Annotated in this window: 24 protein-coding genes and 2 pseudogenes; 12 read left to right on the forward strand and 14 right to left on the reverse strand. The window is 42.1% G+C overall.

All coding sequences use genetic code 11. The annotated features are described in order from the left end of the window. Positions 1-126: 126 nt before the first annotated feature. The 6 genes from ACBP55_RS18740 (at position 127) to ACBP55_RS18765 (ending at position 5018) form a co-directional block, all read left to right on the forward strand. Positions 127-1362: a D-alanyl-D-alanine carboxypeptidase family protein gene (locus tag ACBP55_RS18740; RefSeq protein ID WP_464653152.1), complete on the forward strand. Its 1236-nt coding sequence runs from the start codon at positions 127-129 to the stop codon at positions 1360-1362. Further along, entirely contained in the window at positions 1340-2491 is a 1152-nt protein-coding gene (locus tag ACBP55_RS18745; RefSeq protein WP_464653153.1) for an FtsW/RodA/SpoVE family cell cycle protein, read from the forward strand. Before ACBP55_RS18740 ends, ACBP55_RS18745 begins: the two co-directional genes overlap by 23 nt. A gap of 132 nt (positions 2492-2623) precedes the next feature. Further along, the gene (locus ACBP55_RS18750; RefSeq protein WP_464653154.1) at positions 2624-2980 is read left to right on the forward strand and encodes a hypothetical protein; all 357 of its coding nucleotides are present in this window, start codon (positions 2624-2626) and stop codon (positions 2978-2980) included. Positions 2981-3055: 75 nt separating this feature from the next. Continuing rightward, positions 3056-3391, forward strand: a complete 336-nt coding sequence (locus ACBP55_RS18755; protein WP_464653155.1) for a hypothetical protein — start codon at positions 3056-3058, stop codon at positions 3389-3391. Positions 3392-3613: 222 nt separating this feature from the next. Further along, positions 3614-4174, forward strand: coding sequence for a DUF1003 domain-containing protein (locus ACBP55_RS18760; RefSeq protein WP_464653156.1), 561 nt, complete (start codon positions 3614-3616; stop codon positions 4172-4174). A gap of 112 nt (positions 4175-4286) precedes the next feature. Continuing rightward, positions 4287-5018 carry a polysaccharide deacetylase family protein gene (locus tag ACBP55_RS18765; protein WP_173190747.1) on the forward strand — a complete coding sequence of 244 codons (732 nt, stop codon included), beginning with the start codon at positions 4287-4289 and terminating at the stop codon, positions 5016-5018. Positions 5019-5107: 89 nt separating this feature from the next. Here the strand turns inward: ACBP55_RS18765 and ACBP55_RS18770 are convergent, their stop codons facing one another. After that, positions 5108-5920, reverse strand: a complete 813-nt coding sequence (locus ACBP55_RS18770) for a polysaccharide deacetylase family protein (RefSeq protein WP_464653157.1) — start codon at positions 5918-5920, stop codon at positions 5108-5110. Positions 5921-6154: 234 nt separating this feature from the next. On the opposite strand from ACBP55_RS18770, the gene ACBP55_RS18775 reads away from it, so the two are divergent. Continuing rightward, on the forward strand, positions 6155-6550 hold the full coding sequence (locus tag ACBP55_RS18775) for a hypothetical protein (RefSeq protein WP_464653158.1): 396 nt from the start codon (positions 6155-6157) through the stop codon (positions 6548-6550). Positions 6551-6563: 13 nt separating this feature from the next. Here ACBP55_RS18775 and ACBP55_RS18780 read toward each other — a convergent pair whose 3' ends face one another. After that, positions 6564-7442, reverse strand: coding sequence for a LysR family transcriptional regulator (locus ACBP55_RS18780; protein ID WP_464653159.1), 879 nt, complete (start codon positions 7440-7442; stop codon positions 6564-6566). Positions 7443-7546: 104 nt separating this feature from the next. On the opposite strand from ACBP55_RS18780, the gene ACBP55_RS18785 reads away from it, so the two are divergent. Beyond that, positions 7547-7753: a hypothetical protein gene (locus ACBP55_RS18785; protein ID WP_464653160.1), complete on the forward strand. Its 207-nt coding sequence runs from the start codon at positions 7547-7549 to the stop codon at positions 7751-7753. After that, positions 7743-8162 (forward strand): hypothetical protein, encoded by a 420-nt coding sequence (locus ACBP55_RS18790; protein ID WP_464653161.1) that lies wholly within the window; start codon positions 7743-7745, stop codon positions 8160-8162. The genes ACBP55_RS18785 and ACBP55_RS18790 overlap by 11 nt, the downstream gene beginning before the upstream one ends. Before the next feature lie 204 nt (positions 8163-8366). Here the strand turns inward: ACBP55_RS18790 and ACBP55_RS18795 are convergent. Both ACBP55_RS18795 and ACBP55_RS18800 read right to left on the reverse strand, forming a co-directional pair. Further along, a pseudogene (locus tag ACBP55_RS18795) lies at positions 8367-9960 on the reverse strand (MFS transporter). Next, positions 9960-10397, reverse strand: a complete 438-nt coding sequence (locus ACBP55_RS18800) for an SRPBCC family protein (protein ID WP_464653162.1) — start codon at positions 10395-10397, stop codon at positions 9960-9962. Before ACBP55_RS18800 ends, ACBP55_RS18795 begins: the two are co-directional and overlap by 1 nt. Positions 10398-10906: 509 nt before the next feature. On the opposite strand from ACBP55_RS18800, the gene ACBP55_RS18805 reads away from it, so the two are divergent. Both ACBP55_RS18805 and ACBP55_RS18810 read left to right on the forward strand, forming a co-directional pair. Beyond that, positions 10907-11278, forward strand: coding sequence for an ArsR/SmtB family transcription factor (locus tag ACBP55_RS18805; protein WP_464653163.1), 372 nt, complete (start codon positions 10907-10909; stop codon positions 11276-11278). Then, on the forward strand, positions 11268-13406 hold the full coding sequence (locus tag ACBP55_RS18810) for a heavy metal translocating P-type ATPase (RefSeq protein WP_464653164.1): 2139 nt from the start codon (positions 11268-11270) through the stop codon (positions 13404-13406). The genes ACBP55_RS18805 and ACBP55_RS18810 overlap by 11 nt, the downstream gene beginning before the upstream one ends. 898 nt (positions 13407-14304) lie before the next feature. On the opposite strand, the gene ACBP55_RS18815 is transcribed toward ACBP55_RS18810, so the two are convergent. The 4 genes from ACBP55_RS18815 to ACBP55_RS18830 all read right to left on the reverse strand — a co-directional run bounded on the left by ACBP55_RS18815 (position 14305) and on the right by ACBP55_RS18830 (position 16642). After that, positions 14305-14541 (reverse strand): hypothetical protein, encoded by a 237-nt coding sequence (locus ACBP55_RS18815; RefSeq protein WP_464653165.1) that lies wholly within the window; start codon positions 14539-14541, stop codon positions 14305-14307. Between the two features lie 101 nt (positions 14542-14642). Next, positions 14643-15038, reverse strand: a complete 396-nt coding sequence (locus ACBP55_RS18820; RefSeq protein WP_464653166.1) for a nucleoside 2-deoxyribosyltransferase — start codon at positions 15036-15038, stop codon at positions 14643-14645. 151 nt (positions 15039-15189) lie between these two features. Next, positions 15190-16242 (reverse strand): leucine-rich repeat domain-containing protein, encoded by a 1053-nt coding sequence (locus ACBP55_RS18825; RefSeq protein ID WP_464653167.1) that lies wholly within the window; start codon positions 16240-16242, stop codon positions 15190-15192. A gap of 112 nt (positions 16243-16354) precedes the next feature. Next, complete coding sequence (locus ACBP55_RS18830) at positions 16355-16642, reverse strand: hypothetical protein (protein ID WP_464653168.1); 288 nt, start codon at positions 16640-16642, stop codon at positions 16355-16357. Positions 16643-16830: 188 nt separating this feature from the next. Here ACBP55_RS18830 and ACBP55_RS18835 point away from each other — a divergent pair, with 188 nt between their 5' ends. Beyond that, the gene (locus ACBP55_RS18835) at positions 16831-17232 is read left to right on the forward strand and encodes a DUF6843 domain-containing protein (protein WP_464653169.1); all 402 of its coding nucleotides are present in this window, start codon (positions 16831-16833) and stop codon (positions 17230-17232) included. 127 nt (positions 17233-17359) lie between these two features. Here the strand turns inward: ACBP55_RS18835 and ACBP55_RS18840 are convergent, their stop codons facing one another. The 6 genes and pseudogenes from ACBP55_RS18840 to ACBP55_RS18865 form a co-directional block, all read right to left on the reverse strand. Continuing rightward, on the reverse strand, positions 17360-17842 hold the full coding sequence (locus tag ACBP55_RS18840; RefSeq protein ID WP_464653170.1) for a sensor histidine kinase: 483 nt from the start codon (positions 17840-17842) through the stop codon (positions 17360-17362). Then, positions 17839-18144 carry a histidine kinase dimerization/phospho-acceptor domain-containing protein gene (locus ACBP55_RS18845; protein WP_464653171.1) on the reverse strand — a complete coding sequence of 102 codons (306 nt, stop codon included), beginning with the start codon at positions 18142-18144 and terminating at the stop codon, positions 17839-17841. Before ACBP55_RS18845 ends, ACBP55_RS18840 begins: the two co-directional genes overlap by 4 nt. Before the next feature lie 680 nt (positions 18145-18824). Next, a pseudogene (locus ACBP55_RS18850) lies at positions 18825-20112 on the reverse strand (IS110 family RNA-guided transposase). A 117-nt stretch (positions 20113-20229) separates the two neighbouring features. After that, positions 20230-20634, reverse strand: a complete 405-nt coding sequence (locus ACBP55_RS18855) for a GNAT family N-acetyltransferase (RefSeq protein ID WP_464653172.1) — start codon at positions 20632-20634, stop codon at positions 20230-20232. A 666-nt stretch (positions 20635-21300) separates the two neighbouring features. Beyond that, entirely contained in the window at positions 21301-21438 is a 138-nt protein-coding gene (locus ACBP55_RS18860) for a hypothetical protein (RefSeq protein WP_464653173.1), read from the reverse strand. Positions 21439-21463: 25 nt separating this feature from the next. Then, entirely contained in the window at positions 21464-21979 is a 516-nt protein-coding gene (locus tag ACBP55_RS18865; RefSeq protein ID WP_464653174.1) for a hypothetical protein, read from the reverse strand. Positions 21980-22403: the final 424 nt, after the last annotated feature.

Raw genomic sequence — 22403 nt, forward strand, 5'->3', positions numbered from 1 at the left:
ATGGGGATTTTTTTGTTTTAATTTGTTTTTAAGGAACAGGGCATATAATAAATCTCGTATAAGTGCAGAAATCAAATACGGGCGTATTTTTATATAGTTAGAATGTGATGATTTGGAGGATATGTAATGAGGAAAGCGTTATTCATCATCGTTATACTCGCAGCAATGTTAGGCCAAGTAGGAATCGCATATGGAGAAACCAATACGCTGACTATTCATAGTGGTACAGGTGTAGTGATCGATAGTTCGACAGGAGAAGTGCTCTTTCAAAAAAACAAAGATGAACAAGCGTTTCCTGCTAGCTTAACGAAGCTTATGACCGCTATTCTTCTAGAAGATCACGTGGCGGACGGCGCATGGATGACGGCTAGTAAAAAAGCCACCCAGCAAGAAGCAAGCAATTTTGTTTTCAATATGAAAATCGGTGAGAAGATGCAAAAGGAAGAAGCCTTGAGGGCACTTCTGGTGATATCGGCCAATGATGTAGCGATGATGATAGCTGAACATATTGGAGGCGATGAGGCCGCTTTTGCCGCGATGATGAATACAAGGGCAGCCTCAATTGGCATGACACATACACATTTTGTAACACCTAATGGTCTGCATGATCCACAACATTATACAACGACTTATGATTTGGCTCTGCTTGCCAAAGAAGCCATGAAATATCCCGCTATTATGGAGGCAATGGGAACCGAGAAGACAGAGGTGAAGACGGATCAGCGGTCTGTTGTGATAAAAGATCGAAGCTTTATTTTTCAGAATCCAATCGCATTGGGTGGGAAAACAGGATTTACTAACCAAGCTGGAAACACGTTAATTGAATATATGAAAAAGGACAATAAAACAGTTATCGCAGTCGTAATGAAATCATCGCGAGGAAATGAATATCAAGACGTGCAAACGATAGGCAATTATGGACTCGACCATCTTGATGTGCAGATGATGTTTCAGAAAGGGGATAGCGCCGGTGAGACGACCTTCTATGGTGAGAACGTTCAAGGCGTCCTGGGGAATTCCTATGTGTTGACTAAACGAAAAGATGATGGCGCTGTTTATACGTATTCGCCTGTTTTTACGCCGTGGCAAAGCGTACAAAAAACGATCATAGCTGGCGAGGTGATTGGCGATTATCAGATTAAGAAAAATGGGAAGCTGCTGACGCAAATCCCCATAGTGTCTGCCAAAGAGGTCGTTCACGCTGAGCCTTCTCCAATCAGTAACGAGGTAAGCCAATCATCATCATCAACAACATATTGGCCGTTTTGGGTTGCTGCTGGCATTGTGCTCTTTGCATTGGGAATTTACTTAAATTTATCTAGAAGGGAGAAAGCCGCAAGTGATCAAGGAGCTGGTGCTTAGAGCGAGAAAATTGGATTTTGTCATTATCGCCATTTTGATATGTTTCATGGTTATTAGCACGATAATGATCTATAGCGCCACTAATAATACGAAATTTGCTGGGCTGCATGTAAATAACCTAGTCATGTTCGCTGCCATGTTTGTACCCATGCTGTTATTGGCCGTGCTCGATTACCGGGACATTATCAGACATTTATCCGTCATATTATATGTTATCGGCATTCTGCTTCTAATCTTCGTTATGTTTAAAGGCATGAACATCAATGGATCTCAGCGATGGATTAATTTGCATTTTATGCAATTTCAGCCTTCTGAACTAGCGAAAATATTCCTTATCTTACTGTTAGCCAAAATGTTAGAAAACCGTAAGGGGGAATATCTACGATTATTTCAAGATATACTCCCCATGATCGTAGTTATGGGAATTCCATGTCTCATTGTTATGAATCAACCTGATCTCGGAACATCTATTGTCTTCGTTTGTATTTTGATTGGTATGTTATGGATCGGGAAGATTCGAATCAAGCATGGACTCATCGGGTTATTTGGGATCATTGGGGTTATTGGCAGCATTACAGCACTATATTTTGTGGATATCCCTCTATTCAATAAAATTGTAAAACCGCATCAACTTCATAGAATTCAAACCTTTTTAAACCCGGCTACCGATCCAAATCAGAGTTATCATGTTGTTAATTCCATAAAGGCAGTGAGTTCGGGTGAGTTAATGGGTGAAGGATTCCTTCACGGTAAAATGGTACAAAGCGGCTACATTCCGTATGATTATGCAGATTCGATTTATGTTGTCATTGGTGAAGAATTTGGTTTTGTTGGTTCGGCTGTACTTTTGTTGCTTTACTTTTTTTTGATTTATCGAATGATTCGAATTGCGATGACAAGCGAAGATTTAGCTGGTACTTATTTGATCATCGGTGTGATTTCGATGTTTACTTTGCAAATTTTCGAGAATATTGCGATGCATACGGGACTTATGCCCCTTACAGGTATTGCACTCCCATTTGTCAGCTATGGAGGAAGTTCCCTAATGACTAATATGCTATCCATGGGTTTGGTTCTTAGTGTATGTATTCATCAATCCAAGCCTTTTACATTTGGGGATGAAAGCTAAAATGGTTTTTTTAAACAATAAATAAATCAATTTAATCAAATGAACAAATAATTTTCATCAAGTTTTAATGTTATATCTGTATAATTGAAGTGAAGGTTATTCAAAATAGATTTGAATATGGGAGGCTAGAAAATGTTTTTACATAAAATTAGAAAAATAGTGGCCATTACTGCAATTACCGGACTTGTGTCAGTATTCCCAATGTCGGCATTTGCGGCAACGAAATCGGCGACCCATCACGCAGCCGTACATTCGACCAAATCAACTACCCATTCAGCTACTAAATCAAAAAATACGGTTCAATCCCAGAAAAAAAATCTAGAAAGTCAGTTAGCTAATATCCAAAAATCGATTACAAGTACAAAGAAGCTATTGGAACAAGCAAAGACTTCCAAAGTGCAGTCGAAGATTAAAAAGTATGAAGATAGACTGAAATCATTAGAAGCAACTGAAAAGAAAATTCAAGCTAAGTTAAAAGCACTCAAATAGGAAACACATGCAATATGAGTTCTATTCACATATTCCAACTATTTCGGTATAACTATTTGTAAAGGTGGAACTTCGTTGAAAAAGAAAGATCTCATCATTGTAGTTTCGTGTTTTATTCTGTTGCTTATGGTTGTTGCATACATAATTAGCTCCTATAGGTGGATGCAAGGAGTTATTTCAGATAATAACGATAGCCTCGACGGAAGCTTTGTAATTATGATGTTAGATGCTAATAATAAACCAACCAAGTATTGGGTGCTCCAAAATGAGACTGTCGATATGTCTAAAGGACTCATTTCATTTGATGAGAAAGACGGACAGACGATCCATCTTCATGGGAATGTCATCCTGAAAGAATTCGATGATGATATCCAACTTGAGACGATTAAAAAAGAATACGGGCTTAAGTGAAGCAAAGAAGTATGATAATGATGTGTCAGAAACCATTGGGGAGAAGGAGTTGAATATATTCATGGGTAGTCGAAGTTCCTTAGAACCGGAGCCTGATAGTAAATTACTGGAAGTCATGTTCAGACCTCGTGCGAATAAGAGTGATTGCCTCAAGATAAGGTATTCAAACTCTTTCAAATTATTGGTTTCCATGTGACTTCCTCACAAAGGAGGTTAATAACAATGGCAAAAAAAAATTATTTTCAATGGAAAAAAGACTTTGCAGAGGCTTCTAATATTCAAGGCTTTGATATTGAATTAAACCATGAAAGTACGAAACGGATTGATCGGTTAGTTGATCATTATGAGAAGAGTATTCTTACTCATTTAGACGAGGAATATGTGAGGAAGACGAGTTGGTCGGACCGGATTGCTGATCGAATTGCCTTCTTTGGAGGCAGTTGGAAATTCATTGTATGGTTCGCCATATTCCTGGCAGTTTGGATTGCTTGGAATACGTTACCGGTAACTCCCTATCACTTTGATTCAGCCCCGTTCATCTTATTAAATTTATGCTTATCTTTTGTTGCCGCTTTTCAAGCACCCGTCATCATGATGAGCCAGAACAGACAGGCTTCAAGAGACAAACATGAATCTATCATTGACTTTGCTATTAATTATAAAGCAGAACAGGAAATTGATGACATGCAAAGTCATCTTCACCGGATTGAAAGTGAACTATTAGAAGTCAAAAAACTACTTTTAGCATTTTCACAGAGAAATAGCGATGATGTTTTGGAATAAAAAAATGAACCTCCGATCCTCATGTCAGTGGGTTGGGGTTTCTTTTTTATTTGTGCCACTTACTCTTAAGGGAATTTGCGAGAGTATTTCTTTAGGAAGAGAGTGATGAGAGATGAGTAAGTTTTTCACGTACATTCTAGTTATCCTGTTCATATATACGGTTTTACCTACGCTTATAGTTCGACTAGGTGGATTCGGCGTATATACGAAGGGGAAGAGAGCAAATGGGATTGCTTTAACCTTTGACGATGGTCCCAACCCAGAGCATACGCCTCAATTACTTGATCTCTTGGGGACATACCAGATAAAGGCTACTTTTTTTGTACTTGGTTCCATGGCTGAGAAATACCCGGAATTAATTCTGCGTATTCATCAAGAAGGGCATCTAATAGGGATTCATAATTATGTACATTGGGCAAACGCTTTAATGACACCCAGAAAGGTCAGAAAGCAATTGCAGGATTCAGTAAAGGCTATTGAAAACATAATTGGGGTAAAACCGGTTCACTATCGACCACCCTGGGGGATTATCAATATCTTCGATTTATTCTTATTAAAGAAATTTCATTTGATTTTATGGTCGCTGATGGTCGGAGATTGGAGAAGCAGAGGCGGAAAGGAACGAATTAGAAAGAAACTGTTTTCGAAAATTAGCAGCAAAGACATCATTTTGCTTCACGATAGCGGTCATACTTTTGGAGCTCATCATAACGCTCCTATTTATATGCTAGAGGCTTTGGGTGAATTTCTGGAAGAGTGTAAGCGGAGAGAATATCTCTTTCTGCGAATTGATAATAAAATGAAACTCGATGGTCTACGGAAACATGATCACTACGGTTTTTGAGAATAACGAGTTTTGATGCAATAAGGAGCCGCATGGGCAGATAGCCTATTGCGACTCCTTATTTTGATTGCGCGTCTTATCCTATGTAATTATTTCTGAGAATCTGGCAGCGATAAGAGAGTAGGAACTGTTACAAACGAATACCCTTCATTTTTTAAAAGGGGGATCATTTGTTCAAGGGCATTTACGGTATTTGATAAACTCTCTTTTTTTCCGATTGCACAATGTTGCAAAATAATTCCACCAGGTTTCAATTCTTTTTTTACATTTTTCAGTATTTGTTGTGTTGGCGTTCCAGCCCAATCCCTGGTATCAACAGACCAATCGATGATGCTTAGTCCCATTGAAGAAATGGCCCTAACTTCCGAGCTGTTAAGAGCCCCATAGGGTGGGCGGAACAAAGTAGGACGGAATCCAACAATGGCGTTCAATTCATCTTGTGTTGAGCTTATTTCCTGATTCATCTCTTCGGTATTGATTTTAGTGAAATTAGAATGATCCCAAGAGTGATTCCCAATGACGTGTCCCTCATTTACAATTCTCTTCACGACTTCAGGGTGGGCTTTGGCTTGTTCTCCTATAATAAAAAACGTGGCTTTAACGTTATTTTTTTTAAGTATATCTAAGATTTGTAGAGTGAAACGATTATCAGGTCCATCATCAAACGTGAGTGCCACTTGTTTTCCCTGTTCGGGACCAGCATAATACAGTGATTTCATGTTGTTATTTATTAGTGTCGTTGTAGGAGGATGACCCACGTCTAGATCTGGAGTTGTCATACCGGCAACCACAGGAGAAATTAAATCTTTTGAAGCGTCCGCAGGTTTTTCTTTTGCTGTACAAGCAGTAGTAGTCAAGGTAAGCAAAAGTAGCGAGATAAGTATATATTTTGACCTATTCATAGCAAGCAGTATCCTCTCTTATAGTTAAGGGTCATACCCTATATTATACCAGAGAGTCCTGTGAGCTAAGTGTCTATTTTGTGTCGACAATTACCCATAGACGTGGTCTATGCATCCTGTGAAATATATTAATTACTTGTATAGATGATGATCGTATTATAGTGGAATTAAGAAAAGAAAGATTAGATGACGGGATGGAAAACCAAAAATATAATGTGATAGGGGAGATTTAACATGATGCACTATTATGTTTCCAATAAAGCTCATATTTTTTGGGATGATGTGATTGAAGCAGTTGTGATTCGTTGGAATTCCTTTGCTCAGGCGGAGGACTTCCGTGTACCACTAGAGAAAATGATTGAACTGGCAGTCATAAAAAAGGCAAAAAAAGCCTTGTCTGATAGCAGTCATACATTGCTTTTAGCAGAAGACGCTAAATGGTTGTCTGAAGATTGGCTTCCTAGACTACTGAATGCTGGGATTCAATATACTGCTACTGTTACTCCAGAGAGAACAAACACTAATCTCAGCGTGAGCAAAGCTATCGGAAAAGATACAACTATCTTGAGGCACCATGAATTTGAGGATATACACAATGCAGTCAGCTGGTTATCAGGAATATCTGCTTAATGCGTTAATCGGACTAATGAATCAGCTCTATAAACCTTCTTGCTGGACCGGAGAGCGGCATGTTGCGCATAACCATACTCCCTACGTGTGAAGGCGGTATCGGCACATCTAATTGAATCTCGAAGAGCGCTCCGTCTTCCAGTTCTTTCGATACGAACTCTCTGGTCACATAAGAGATTCCGAGTCCTTTCCGAGCCAACTCGATGAGTAGATCCACGCTTCCGACCTCGATTTCAGGCTTGAGGTTATGACCATAGCTTTGAAATAACTCCGTAATAGCCATTCGAGCCCGGCTGTTACGCGAGAATAAGATGATAGGGTATTGGAGCAGCATATCCAAGGAAAGAACCGCGTCTTTAAGCTCGGAATAATGGGCTCCCGCTACAAAACAATCCTGCAATTGAAAACTTTCTCTCACATCAAGCTGGGAATCGACGATCGGCATACGAACTACGCCCAAATCAATTTTTCCTTCTTTTAAGAGAGCAATGATTTCCGGCGTAGTTCCGTGATTCAGATGAAGTCTAATGCCTGGATACTGCATATGAAAGTTTTCCAAGTACGGAAGAATGTAATGCTTGAAAAGTGAATCGCTTCCGCCGATCCGCAGCTCGCCGCTGTCCAAATTTTTAAGCGCGGCCATTTGTTCTTCAGCCAGTGATATTAAGGTCTGAGACTTTTCTATATAGGAATACAGGATGGCGCCCTCTTGCGTCAGCTCAACACCTTTGGAAGTGCGATAAAACAAAGTGATACCAAAGCTGTCTTCCAGCTGTTTGATGGCGTGGCTGACACTCGGTTGAGTGAGGTACAAGGCCTTGGCAGCCTGCGTCAAGCTGCCTGTCTTCGCAGCCAAGTAAAATACTTTATACAATTCGTAATTATTGTTCATAGATTTGGCCTATAGCTCCTGTTAAAAATATTAATTAATGATATGGATGATAGTCGTATTATAGTAGAACTACGAAAAAGAAGCCAGAGTCTTCAGATTGAAAAATGGTTATAAGACTGTTACAGTCGCCAGAACAACGGGAAGATGAGCTTAACATTTTGCCGAATCGCATGTTTTATTTATCTGTTGGACCTGTGTTTTTCGGAACGATCGCAGCAAACATTCATTCAAGCGGACTTGGTTCTGCGAATGGCTGGAAGCGTCTGGTAATCAAAACGTGGACAATATGGGGCGGGGGAAATGCATGGTGAGGAGGTTGCCGGCTACACAGCAGAACCGGGAATTGCCTTGGACTCCCCAAATGATACTTACATTGCGGCCAGACTAGAAGTTGATGATCCGTTCTGGAAGGACATTCCCATCTATATCCGAACTGACAAGCGATTGAAAAAGAAATCGACGAGGATCGTTATCGAATTCAAATCTGAGGATCCTTTAAAGGATCTTTTGAACGTAGAGATTGGTCCCAACGAAGGAATTTCATTTCGTAGAAGCCATTCAGGTATCGAGGGTTTCGATGTAGATAAGATCGTTCAGATAAGTGCCATAAAAGACGGTGTCCCGGAAGCTTATGAAATTCTTATCCACGATTGCAAGCCTGGGTTTAAAGTACAAACAGCCGAGCTCATCGAACGTTTATCTGCAATAAGCGGGAAATGACAGGGAGGTGGCCGTTTTTTACAAAAAAAGGAGCATATTTGTATCGTAACTTTTGCGACACAAATATGCTCCCTTTTCTATGATTGCCACACAAACATAGCCCCTAAGTGAATTGAAAGTATTCATGTAATCAGGGGTAGTACCAGTGTAGCTGTCACCAGGGGTACAGCCGAAGGAAGGGGTTAAGCCCTTTCGGCGCCACAACTAACTTGATTCCATTGCAGCGACTGGTACTGGTTCTGGAATACGGTCGGCTTGGGTCGACGGAGTCTCACCGATTGGTCGAATGTGCCGGAGCTGCGTCACGACAAGGATGATGACTCCCAATACGATAACTCCGCTGGCTACAGCAACGGCGTGCATCCCGCCGGTAAAAGCTTCACGGGCGCCGGTGAGCAGCGCCGTACCGATCTGCCCGGGGAGGCCTTCCGCTACGGTCACGGCACCGGCCAAGCTGTCGCGGGAAGATTGCACTGCTGACGCCGGCAAGCCGGTAGGAATGGAGTCTGCGACCTGGCTGCGGTAAACGACCGTACCGATGCTGCCCAGGATCGCGATGCCCAGCGCGAAGGCGAATTCGCCGCTGGTCTGCAGCAGGGAGGCCGCCGATCCCGCCTTTTCGGGCGGGGCCGAGCCGATGACCAGGTCGCTGGACAGACTCGGGAGCGGCGTTGCGCCTACGTTGAAGAAGATATACCCGATGAACAGAATCATGAGCCCGGACTGAGCCCCCACCTGTGTCAGCAGCAGACAGCCCGCAGCCGAGATCAAAAGACCCGTCCCGATTAGGAGGGCTGGGCGGATCCGGCGCGCGATGAGCGGCGAGAGGATCATGCCAGCCATTGAGGCCATGACTCCGGGCAGCATACACAACCCTGCCTTAAACGGCGACATCCCTTGTACGAATTGGAGGTACTGCGCGACGAAGAGCATGGTCGCGCCAGTCAGCGTGATCCCAAACATGCCCCCAAGCGCGGCGCTGAAGCCGGGGCTCGCAAACAGGCGCAGGTCCAGCAAAGGGCTCGTCAGCTTGCGCTGCCGCGACACGAACAACGCGCCGAGGACGGCGCCCGCCAATATGAACAGCAAAGGCGCTATTTGCAGACCGTGCTTGGCGATTTCCTTGAGCCCGTATATGACCGGCAGAATGGCGCCAAGCGATAACAGGACGCTGGTCAAATCCAGCATGCCGGCCTCAGGGATACGGTACTCGGGCAGCAGCAGCGGCCCGGTTATGACCAGAAGCAGCATGACCGGCACACCCAGCAGGAATAGCGAGCCCCACCAGAAGTGATCTAACATGATGCCTCCAACTACCGGTCCAAGCGCCATGCCGCCCATGGAACACATAAACCATATGCCGAAGGCGAGGGAGCGCTGCTTGTGGTCGCGGAACATGTTGCTGATCAAGGCTAGCGTAGAGGGCGATACCGTCGCCCCAGCTATACCGAGTAAGGCGCGTGCCGCAATTAGCATCTCCGTGCTTTGGGAGAATGCAGCCAGTATCGAGGCTGCTGCGAAGGCCGACCCGCCGATTAACAGCAGCTTGCGGCGGCCGATCCGGGTCTCCCAGCGTGCCCATGGTGATCAAAAAACTTGCGAGCATAAAGCCGTAGATGTCGATGATCCACAGCTGCTGGGCGCTGTCGGCGCCTAGGGCGGCACCGATATGCGGCTGTGCGAGAATCATGACGGAGAGGTCGATCGAGACAAGAAGTGCGGGCAGGGCCAGCACGGCAAGCCCTGTCCATTCCCGCATGCCGGCATGCGTCTCATTCCCGTTCACCGCTTTCTTCATTAGTTCTTCAGCTCCTTGTCCAGAGCGTCCAACATGAATTTTGTCCCGTGCTCGCGCTGTTCCGGCGTATCGTAGCCGTCGAGGAAGGCGCCTTGCTCGGTGTAGATGAGCTGTGTGCCGCTGCCTGTCGGCATAAATTCCACTGTCGTAATGGAGACCGAAATCCGTGCCTCGTCCTGGTCCATGGTGTATGTATAAACGATGCGCCTGTCCTGAACGATCTCCTGATAGCAGGCGTCGAACGTATAGATCGGACCGCCCTGAGGGCCTCCGCGGTTGAACTCCCGTCCGCCGATCCGAAAGTCGAACTCGTCGGCCTTCGGAAACCACCGGGCTTTGGCCGACGGGTCAGACCAGGCGGTGAATACCCGCTCGGGCGATGCGCTGTAATTCCGCTCAATAACAAAGGTAGAATGCTTTACGGATTGTTCGTTCATGGTTTATTAATTCCTCTCTGGAGTGGGCTCATCCGGATGCTCGCCGAGATATTCGCCAAGCAGGTCGAGGTAGGAATTCCAGCTCTTTTGCCGCGCGGCGAAGTAATTCTCATGACTCATCCTCATGGCGCTCAATATTTTGGTGACATGCTCTAATTCCTGTAAAAGCTTCTGTTGTAAGCGTATTCCAACTTTCCACTCCGTTTCATGATCATCCCCTTTTTTTTGCGCGATGTTTTTTACCGGTAACTTTATTGTAAAACGTTACGCTACGTAAGGTTCAAGTGTTATTTTTCGTTAAAAGGTTGTCGGAACTCATGAAGCAAATAGGGGTAGTACCAGCCTAGCTGTCATGAAGTGTAAACGTTTGGAGACAGATGCATGATAGAAAAACAAAACTAACACAACTATTTTAAAAACAATCAAATAACCATTTGACTGAATGAAAAACCGGGAGTATGATAACACTATACTCAAAAGAGCGTTTGATTGTTGTAGGGGGTTCTTAAATGACTGAAAGAGATACATGTGAACTTTATTGTTTTGATGAAGAAAAGGTGCAGCGAGTGCAAAAATCACTACGTGAGCAAGATATTTCAGGTATAACCAACATGTTTAAAGTGCTTGCCGATGAAACGAGAATGAAAGTGGCATTTTCTCTATGTCAGGAAGATGAAATGTGCGTTTGTGACGTGGCAAATGTAATTGGTTCCTCGCTTGCAACAGCTTCGCATCATCTTCGAACGTTAAAAAAATTAAACCTTGTAAAGTATCGCAAAGAAGGAAAGCTTGCATTTTATACTTTGGAAGATGAACATGTGCGGCAACTCATTATGCTTGCTTCTACGCATAGTCAGGAGATGATGACAGTTGGAAAATAATGCACAAAACCAAGTAGAAGATAAAAACGTGTACCGGGTCCGAGGATTTACGTGCACAAACTGTGCCGGTATTTTTGAAAAGAACGTAAAAAATCTCCCTGGAGTTCAGGATGCACAAGTAAACTTCGGAGCTTCCAAAATAACCGTTTTTGGGAACACTACGGTAGAGGAATTAGAAAAGGCAGGAGCATTTGAAAGCTTGAAAGTGATGCCTGAAAAAGAGCGTGTCATCGAAAAGAAAGAGCCGATTTGGAAGCAAAACTGGAACGTACTTCTCTCTGCTCTGCTGCTTGCTGCAGGTTACGTTTTGGGGGAAGATCATTCGCTTTCGTTTATTTTCTACGCTGCATCGATGTTCATTGGCGGCTATGAATTATTTATTAAGGGTGTTAAAAACATCGTCCGCTTTCAGTTTGATATGAACGTTTTAATGACCATCGCCATTATTGGTGCTGCTGCCATTGGGCAATGGGGCGAAGGGGCAACAGTCGTTATTTTGTTTGCAATAAGCGAAGTATTAGAGCGGTATTCGATGGAAAAAGCTCGTCAGTCCATTCGCTCACTGATGGATATTGCACCAAAAGAAGCCCTCATTCGTCGCGGCTGCACAGAGCTAATGGTAAGTGTTGATGATATCAAAGTTGGAGATATCATGATCGTTAAGCCTGGGCAAAAGCTTGCGATGGATGGCATTGTCATTAAGGGCTCGTCTACCATCAATCAAGCAGCCATCACTGGTGAATCGATTCCAGTTAGTAAAACTATCGATGATGAAGTGTTTGCTGGTACGCTCAATGAAGAAGGTTTGCTGGAAGTAAAGGTAACCAAAACAGCTGAAGATACAACAATTTCGAAAATCATTTACCTGGTGGAAGAAGCACAAGCCGAGCGGGCTCCATCGCAAGCGTTCGTTGACCGGTTCGCGAAATACTACACGCCAGCGATCATGATTGTGGCACTTATAATCGCAGTAGTTCCGCCGCTGATTGTTGGCAGCTGGGGAGATTGGATATATAGAGGTTTAGCCCTTCTTGTTGTCGGCTGCCCGTGTGCCCTCGTTATCTCCACTCCGATTGCGATTGTAACGGCAATTGGTAATGCGGCAAAACGTGGCGTGCTCATTAAAGGCGGTATTCATTTAGAAGAAGCTGGCAAGCTTACGGTAATAGCTTTCGATAAAACTGGAACCCTCACGAGAGGTGTGCCCGTTGTAAACGATATAGTCTCGCTAAAAGGCAAGGAAGAAAACGAATTACTTGGTATTGCGGCGGCGATAGAAAAATGGTCTCAACATCCCTTAGCATCGGCTATCATTCGCAAAGCCGATGCTAACAACCTAGATCTTAGAGAATGGGAAGCTCAGAATTTTTCCTCGATCACAGGAAAAGGCGCAAAAGCAGTTATACACGGAATCACATATTACATTGGAAGTCCGCACCTATTTGATGAACTGAGCCCGGAAGGTTTGGAAGAACGAGTTGCTACAGAGATTTATCGCTTGCAAGAGCAAGGAAAAACCGTCATGGTACTTGGAACCGAAGATGAGGCGTTAGCCTTGATCGCTGTTGCCGACGAAGTTCGAGACTCCAGCAAAAACGTCATACAAAAGCTGCATGAGCTTGGCATCAAGAAAACCATCATGCTCACCGGTGATAATAAAGCGACTGCAGATGCTATCGGCAAGCGATTAGGCATTGCTGAAGTCCAAGCGGAACTCTTGCCTCAGGATAAATTAGATTACATTAAAACGCTTCAATCAAAATACGGCAATGTTGCCATGGTTGGTGATGGGGTAAACGATGCTCCTGCCCTTGCTGCTTCCACTGTCGGTATTGCGATGGGGGGAGCCGGTACCGATACAGCCCTTGAAACAGCAGATATTGCCTTAATGGGTGACGATTTAAGCAAACTGCCGTACACCATGAGCCTAAGTCGAACAACGCTCGCAATCATCAAGCAAAATATCACGTTCTCGCTATTAATTAAAGTGGTGGCACTACTGTTAATCGTTCCAGGATGGCTCACGCTATGGATGGCTATCTTTGCAGACATGGGAGCAACCTTGATTGTTACACTCAATAGTTTACGATTGTTACAAGTCAAGGATCATGAACAAAAGCTAAGCTAATGAAATGAAAGTTCAATAACATGAAAGTCTAGAAAATTATTTTCATGTTCTGGACTGTCATTTTGTTGTTCATGGGATTCAACATATTTATACAATTGGTCGATTACGAACAGTTTCTTTTGATTTTCTATAAAATGTGATTTTCCACAAGCAAAGATAAAGTTGCTCTTCGGGGTTAATAAGAGATATCTTTAGGAGACATTTCAAAAGTTAAATTTCAAATCCGCTTAAATGGCGGATTTTTTTTTCGTTCAAATACTTGCTGAAGGAATTGATGCAAGGGCGAAAAACAGTTTGTATCATTGAAGATGTCGTCATAACAGGAGGTCAGATCTTACTGAGTGCGTCAGAATTACGTAATGCTGGGGCAAATGTTGTGAGCATCCTTTGTGTGATTGAAAGGGAACCACAGGGAAGAGACTATCTTGAAAAAGCTCTTTCGAGAAGCAATATAACATAGATTTATTACATATAAGAGCTGCCTAACAAAAAAGGCAGCTCTTGATCATTGCAGATACTCCTTTAATTTTATTAAGCTAGAGGGGGCAATGAAAAACCAATTAGAGTGAATGCTACTATGGATAAAATTTACATTCGGAGGCTGGAGATGCAAAATTCGATTAAGCTGGTAAAACCATCAGTTGACTATAAGGATGAACAAATATCGTTTTATGAAGATTGGAAATCCAGTGGCAAGAATATCGTCCGATTGCCGACACAAAGATAAAGGGAATTAAAAAATACAGAACTACAGAACGATGAAAATGAAGGAGCATGAATAAATGACTATGTTTGTCAGCCGACATTTTACTAATCAAAGATTTCTTATTCAAGACTACATATTCACAAAACCCGTATTTTATACATATGTACTTAATAGGATAAACCAGGATAAACCTCATGTATCACAAGCGTTGCTGTTTGTTGTCGTTTGTTTCAATTGAGTCGGAACTCGAATCTCTCTCCTGTTTCCTATACCTGCCAATCCGCTTTTGTTGCTGCCTTTGGTCAGTGTGTTTAGTTTTGAAAAGTCCTTAATTTTACAATTCCATATCTTCAGAGTTTCGATGGATTTGTCTAATAACATTGCATCAAATTCACTCTGTGTTTGTTTAACCAACTCAGCTTTTTTCATTTTAGTGCACCTCGCACTTGGGCTAGTTCATCTTCGTAAACTCCATTATTCGCCATACCTTAAGGTATTCGCAAAATGACCACGCTATCCTGCCCTTTCGTTTAATGATGCTGGTATTCAAGGCAGACAGAGTTTATCAAATCACCTAATGAGCCAATCCGCTGTTCAACTGAATCAACATGATAAAACGTACATGTGTTTCCGATTTCATTCAGTTCATTTGTTGAGGAGTATAAATAAATTTTCTTTCCAGCCCCCAGAGCAATTCCTAACTCAACATGACTCCCTTTTCCAGCTGGAAACATGACAATTACAACATCTGCATTCATAACCCCTGCTACTTCTTCTTGGCCTATGTTACGTAGTTTTGTTATGGAGTCTATGTTTGAATGAGTTGTCCAGTCGTAAGTATGTTGAAAACCACGGGCACTCAAACTCTCCGCAACTTGCCGTACATTTTCTATATTTTTGAGACTAGATGCTATGTAAAATTTCATATATTTCCCCCTGTTTCAGCCTTCTAAACATTGCAGATTTATATTAACACATATCGGAAGTATCCTGCCCTTTAGTTGAACCGGCTACCGATAATCTCGGTAGCCGGTTGCCGTGTAGTTAGAGTTATCATTAGCTTAAGGCATTTGAAGCTTATTGTTCTGATTCAATCGTTTCCCATAACGAATCCTTTGCGACATTAATGTATTTCAGTTGCTTCATACCATAGAGGAAATCAGGTTTCCGATTGATCATACACATCCCTAAGTTCAGGATTCGCAGGTACCTCAGCTTCTCTAGCTCGAGCGGTAGCTCATGGATCGAGGTGTATTGAATCGTAAGAAGCTCCAGTTGTTCCAGCTCTCCAATCTCCGGTGGGATGCGGTTTAGGCTGATCTCTTCCTTCGGCTTAGCCCGATACCCGGGAGTCGGCCGATCCGAGCTCGCACATTGGATACATAGCTCTTTCAAATTCTTCAGCTTGGCAATGGATGCAGGAATACTCTCCAAATCATCCGTCAGGATTTTCAAGCGTTCAAGCTTGCTTAACTCGAACAGCCCTTCCGGGAGACGAAAAATATCCTGTTCAAAAATTTCTAACTCCCGCAACTCTGTAAGATCTTTGATTCTCTCAGGCAGCTCTGTCAGCTCATGTCTACTTATATACAGCCAGTCGGTTTGATGCTTAATAGCATCATCCAGTAGACGATCCAGGTCTCGATGAGCCTTTAGTTCCAAAAAGAGCCCTGTAATCCGATCCATTAGTTCGCTTGCTTCTTCCTCAGTTGCTTCAATCCCATACATATGTTCATGCACAACCGAGTAAAGGTAGTCTCCGCCACCTTCTTTCAAGAAACACAAGTCTTCCGGCAGGCAAGGATAAATCCAATCCGCCAGACGGTTTGCCATTTGTTTCAGAAGGTTCCCGCTTTCTTCGCAGCATCTATAGAAATAGTAGGTTCCCGCGGTATAAAAGGCATGACTGCGATAGGTATTTCTTATTTGTGTAATTTCATCCATATTATCGCCTTGGATTACGATGGTCTTAACCAGGTAAGGTTCCAACGCTTCCAATACGCTTGTGTAATTGCCCCGTACCAAATCAGCCGGAATTTTCTCCCCAAGCACAAAACATTCCGAATTCCGTATCGCCAGATCTATGACCTGTTCGTAAGCTTCGCCTCTAGGGTCTGTATACATTCTCATCCCATAAGTCTCCAATCCCATTAAAAGTAAAAATATTCCTAATGGCATGATACCATAAATTGGAACTATTCTGCCCTCCCCGATGTTATTGAGCTATTGTTCTGCAGTTAACTTAGGGCTTTGGTGGCCGATTGTATGGGATGTACATTGGTTTGATTTTTTCAATATTCTTTAGTTGTTCATCTGCGTTCCAATTATCACTATGCTTAGTAGCCTGCAACAACCATTTCGCACCTTTAGATAGCCATTCCTTTCGGTATGTTTCAAAGGTATATAGCATATCATCAACTCCAAACTCAAAAGCACAGCATATGCATATTTCGAATGATTCATTACCCTTTTCATCATAAGGTTGCTTTTCTAATTCATCATAACCACATACTGGACAAATGTAGCCCATTTTTTCCTCCGATATTGTTGTGATGCTATCTATGAATTTATTGTGAGTTGCGCGAAGCAAACCCCTTAACTAAAGTTTTCCGTTAGTTTAACGGTTTCCCACCAATTTACAACGAATTGAATTGGTAACTTTTTGTAAATTTCTGCGTCAATACTAATGTACTATCCCATTGAAAGGAGGAGTTTCATTTGAAGAAGTATGTATTTATAGCCTTAACAATCATGGTACTAGGCTTAATCTTTCTAATAACTACAACAAATAAAAATCCACTTCATACTTACCTCTTACCAGAAAACTTTGTTGGAGAAGTAGAAGTTACTTTTGACCAATCAGATTACCCACCACTTACCAAAGAGAGAAATACATTTATTTATCACATACCTAAGTCAGGTAAGTTGAAAACTTCAAATACCATGGAAAGTGGACCTGTTGAGGTATACTATGTTGACAATCAGGGTCAGCGTAAGAAAGTAAGCCACGAACATTTTTCTGGGGTGTCTTCGCATGGTGGAGGCGAAGATAATCATACAGTTGCAACATTCTTTATTGGTACAAAAGAACAATACGAAAATTATGTGAAACAACAATAATGTTGCTAAGAGCATTGGTTGATAATTAATAATTTGAGAACCATCATTCCGTTATCCTGCCCGTTAGTTCAATGCCCAGCGGCACATCTTTTGTTCAGATGTGTCTACACTTAGAGTTGCCACAGCTTTATTGGGCTTCCACATTTGAAATGTTATATACAGGGAGCCATATTAAAAACGAAGTTCCTTTACCTCTACCGCTAATTACATCGACTGTCCCCTTATGTTCTTCCAAGATCCACTTTGCTATTGATAATCCTAAACCAGTACCCGGCGTTTTCCCTCTTGAGGAATCAGTTCGATAAAATCTATCAAATATGTGAGGGAGTTCGTTAGGATCCATTCCAATACCGGTATCTCTAATCGTTAATCCAACTTTATCTTTATCTCTTAAGGCGTTAATCTCAACATAGCCCTCTGCAGTAAATTTATAAGCGTTATCGATAAAAATAAAAAGCAATTGTTGTAGGTAATCCTTGTCTCCTAATACGATGGTATTCTCCAGAACATCTAAGTTTTCAGTTTTCAATTCAGCACCCTTGGGAATTAATTGTGCCTTTCTCACTACCGAATCGACAATAGATTTAAATTCGACTACTTCACTTTTCATTCGAAAACCTGCATCCGCTCTGGCGAGTGCCAGGAGATCATTAACCAATCTCCCCATTCTTGTTGCTTCATCCGTAATGTCATTAAGAGCCTAGCCTCCACAGATATTCGAATTTCCTCTTCTTCGGGTAATCTACTAGGGTGATTATCCAGAGATGTCCATATTTTCTTAAGGAATTCGGCATTCCCCGTAATTGTGGTAAGAGGTGTTCGCAGTTCGTGAGACGCGTCAGCTACAAAACGTCGTTGAGATGCATATGAATTATCTAATTCTCCATAAATCGTTTGAATACGTTTAAGCATTCCATTGATGGTTTTACTGAGCAGACCAATTTCATCTTGTGCGCCATTATGTTGTATCCTATTTCCAAAATCCTCACTGTTTCGAAATCAGTCACCCGCATCACACCTTATCCTTGTATAATACTCCATCGATTGACTTAAGAATATTCCAAGTCGGTCTCCTTAACCATCAAGAGAGCATATTATACACCCATTTTACCATATCTTTACTCGACTATCCTGCCCTTTAGCTTAATAAAACAAGGAGCAAACTGCCGGGGCAAAACTGCTCCTTGTTTTTGTTCAACTATCGTTTTCCGTCCCTCAGTATTAAGGATTTATCTCACGTAAACTCACTCATTCGCAGGATTTCACCACTTTGGAATTCAATGGCCGTAAGGATACTAAAGTTGTCGCGACCGAGAGTTACCCTTTTTAGGCATGCGGGAATAGAAGAAACAATTGGTACATTTCCCCATTAAAAATCTACTGCACGCATACTCCACAATTCCCTGGAGATTGACCATCCCAAGGCTCTACGGGTCGACGCCCTTACATTCCTTCGTTACACCTATCCAAGGTGTGGAGACCGATAGCGTTTAGCGGATGGGTCTGTGCCCTTATGGAAAACGAACTCGGTCCTCCGTGCTTTCTTTGTTTGAAGTCCTGCGAATGAATCAATTTACGTTAATTCGAAGATGTTAGGCAGCTTGAGTATACTGAATGACCGTTTTTTCGGGAGTAAACGACTCCTCGGAATGCACCATGCCGACTAAGATTCGTGCCAGTTTTCCAAGCAATTTAAATATGGACTTCTGCTTACTCATATGTCTAACTTGCACATTATTCTCATGTAATTGCTTAAATACAGGGTTTGTTCCAACTAATGTTAAGGTAGCCAGATACAAATATTTCCGAAGTGTGGAATCTCCTCGTTTCGAGAGTATGATCTGACCCTTACGCTTTCCAGACATGCTCTCTGCCAAATTTAAACCGGCTTTCCGTAGCAACTGACGACCGTGAGCATACTGCTTCAGATCACCCGCACCAGCCAAAATTGCTGCAATATAGATTGTGCCCAGACCTTTAACGGAGCGAAGTTGGCTAGCAATTGGGACCTCACCAAGTAAAGCTGCGATTTCTTGAGCTATTTGGTTCAATATACCATCAATGCGCTCGTACTCTTCTAATAAGCGTTGTAGATCCTGTTTGGCCTCATTCAGCGCTACAGTTTCCCCCACGCTTTGAACCGCTTTAGAGAGTAGTTCAGCTGCCTTCTGAATTACCTGTCGAGCCTCCAGCTCGTTTCATATATTTTCGCCAACCTGTAATAACTTCTGATGTAGATTGACCTTTTAGATCTAACGGGGACGGGAACTCTTTGAGTGTAGCTATGGATCGTGGACAGGTCCAATCTTTAAACACAGAAGCATACTCAGGGAAGCGTATATCCAGCCAGCGGATGATCCGATTCTGCATCCGAACACTATTTGTGACCCAAAATTCCCGATCATTCATTAGGGTTCGTAACCTCTGAAAATGAGTTGCTTGTCGGATGTATTCATAGTAGTAGCCCCGACTAACATCATCTGCTATAACAAGGGCATCCTTCGGGTCACTTTTGGAAGGACAATTATCTCGGTTCTCCTTGTTTCGTTTCGTCGTTGCAGGATTCACTAAAACAACGTTTAAGCCTTTCTCTACAAGCCAGTTAGCCAAACTGTACCAATAGTGTCCCGTCGGCTCCATGCCAATTATGATGTTCTTTAGCCGGTGTTTTTGTTGTAAGCCTTCCATCCAACGAAGTAATTTTTCAAATCCCTGAAGTGTGTTTTTGAATGAAAGATGCTGGTTTGTAAGGACAATTCCTCGATAAGTAGTAGCTTGAGCTACTTGAGTTTCCTTTGCCATATCAATACCCACAACAAGATGTGAAGTGGTAATTCGTTCAATACGTTGATTTTGTCCATCTGATTGCTTAAACTTCATAGTAAGAGCGCCTCCTTGATGGTGTTGGGTATCTACCCGTCGACAAACCCATCATACCGAGGCGCTCCTTTTTTGACAAAGCCCATTTCTTAGGCTATACAGGAATGTTTAATTAAATCATATCAGCTTTGAAATAAACATTGGTGTGGCTCCGTCCTCTGTATTAAAGCCAAATTTATTATAGAAATCCACTGCATGAGGATAAGAAATTAATACTTTTGTTTTACACCCTTTATATCTATCAAGCATCATATTCATTAATTCCTTACCTATACCTTTACTCTGATAACTCGGATTAATAAGCATATAATGAAAATATACCGTTAAAACACCATCTGACAAAGCATTTATTAAACCGACAAGCTTCCCTCCTTCCCAAGCTGTAACAATTGAATGAGACCCTCTGATTGCTTGTAAAAGCTCATTTGGATACTTGCCAGACTCCCATTCTACCGAAAGGAATAACTCTTGGAGTGCAACCTTAGTGATATCCTCTATGCTTGAAGCGTAATAAATACTCATCCATATAACTTCCTTTCATACTATCTACGGTTCCTATATTACCATTAAAAATATGTATAGAATATGGATTGACTGAAGAAGAATTTGTATTCATTTACATAGAGAATTCATAAAAACACCTCTCTTGCTTAAACATACTAATCCTGAGAGCTTGCGTTAAACTGCCCGATAGTTTAACGGCATCACAGGGGCAATGACGGGAGTACTTCGTTTGCGTAAAATAGCTCTCCGCAATTTGTCGTGACGGTTCGAAATATCAGTTATAATAGAAAAAGGCATGGTATCCTTGATTTAGACCATGAATGTCAAAAAAATGGGGTTTAAGTGTTGAGAAATCATATTCGGGTAAATGGAAAATTACTTCAAACTAACAAGAAGTTTTCCGCTTTAAAGTTGAGACAAAAAGAGTGGATCGCTTCCTTACTCAGAACTAAAACGATCTCTCTGATGCTCGAGCATCAACGACAATTAAAACGTCCTGAACGCGAACGGATATTACAGGAGACTTTAATTGCTATAGAGCAAAAGGGAATATGGATACCTGATTGCGAAGTCCGTCGTTATTATGGATAATTTTTCATCCAAATGAAAATGAAAAACTACCTTCAACAATCCGATTCTTGATCGGTTAAGGCAGCTTTCATTGTTAATATACTATTATATTCGTTAATACAGCATGGCTGCCGATGTGAGAGGCAGCCTGACTTTATTGGTTGTACTATAGTATCCCGTTAGCCATCCATGCCGCAGCGCGGCACCACAGATTATGGAAGTATTGCAGTTCTTCCATGGGAGTTCAGGCATACACCGCAACCTCATATTGTTTCTGTTACTCAAAAGGGAACTCTTGCCACAACATTTCACGTGCCTTGCCGTAACGTGCAACAATTTTATCAAACTCATCATTCATTTTGGCGCTGCCAAAGTATGCGCTAACTCTTTTAACAGAAGGATTGCTTAATAGAGGAATGTAGTCCTCCATTTTCATATTCATTGGGAACCAATGTGTGAATTCAGTTAGTGCTGGTGCCTGTCCCAAACTACTGATATTTTTCAGACCTTTCATGCTTTCCAGAAAAATTTTTCTCAACTTAGGTAAGCCGCTCAATACGGGTAGTACCTCTACATTAGTAAGCGATTGAAGGAAAAAGTATTGCAGACCGGTTAGGGTAGAAATGAATGACAGATCGTTTAATCCACGAACTTGCCAAAGTTCCAGATACTTAATATTTTCCATTCCTTCTATCGCCGAAAAATTATTAATTCCACCCAATTTGATATCAAGTGACCACATTTTTTTCAAAGGAGTCAGATATTCTACATGTGTAGTTGTTACGGACCTCAAGGTCACATCTTCCAATTGGTGCAGTAAGCCAATTACATCAATATTTTTGGTATGGCCTTCGATATAAATTTTTTTCTATCCCCGAAAACGTTCAAGAACGGCAAGATCGGGCTTCTTAGATTTCGTCTGCCCTAAGATAATTGTCTCCAGCGTGTTAGGTAAATAGCTCAGTATTTCGAAACTATCCAGGTAGTAAACACCTATATTTACCGATTTTAATTTTGGGTAATGGCATCCAGATTGACAGCCTCTGTAATACAATCAACTGCAAACCGGGTCACATTAGGAAGCGCAGAAAGAAAATTTGTTGTCCGTACCTCTAAAAATTAAAATTCCATTTCGCAGAATTTCGAATCTTACAGCCTCATCTAGACCTAATGTTTGTTTTTGACATGCTAATATAGGATGCCGTTTATACCCGCAT

This window comes from Paenibacillus sp. WG02, from assembly GCF_055396115.1.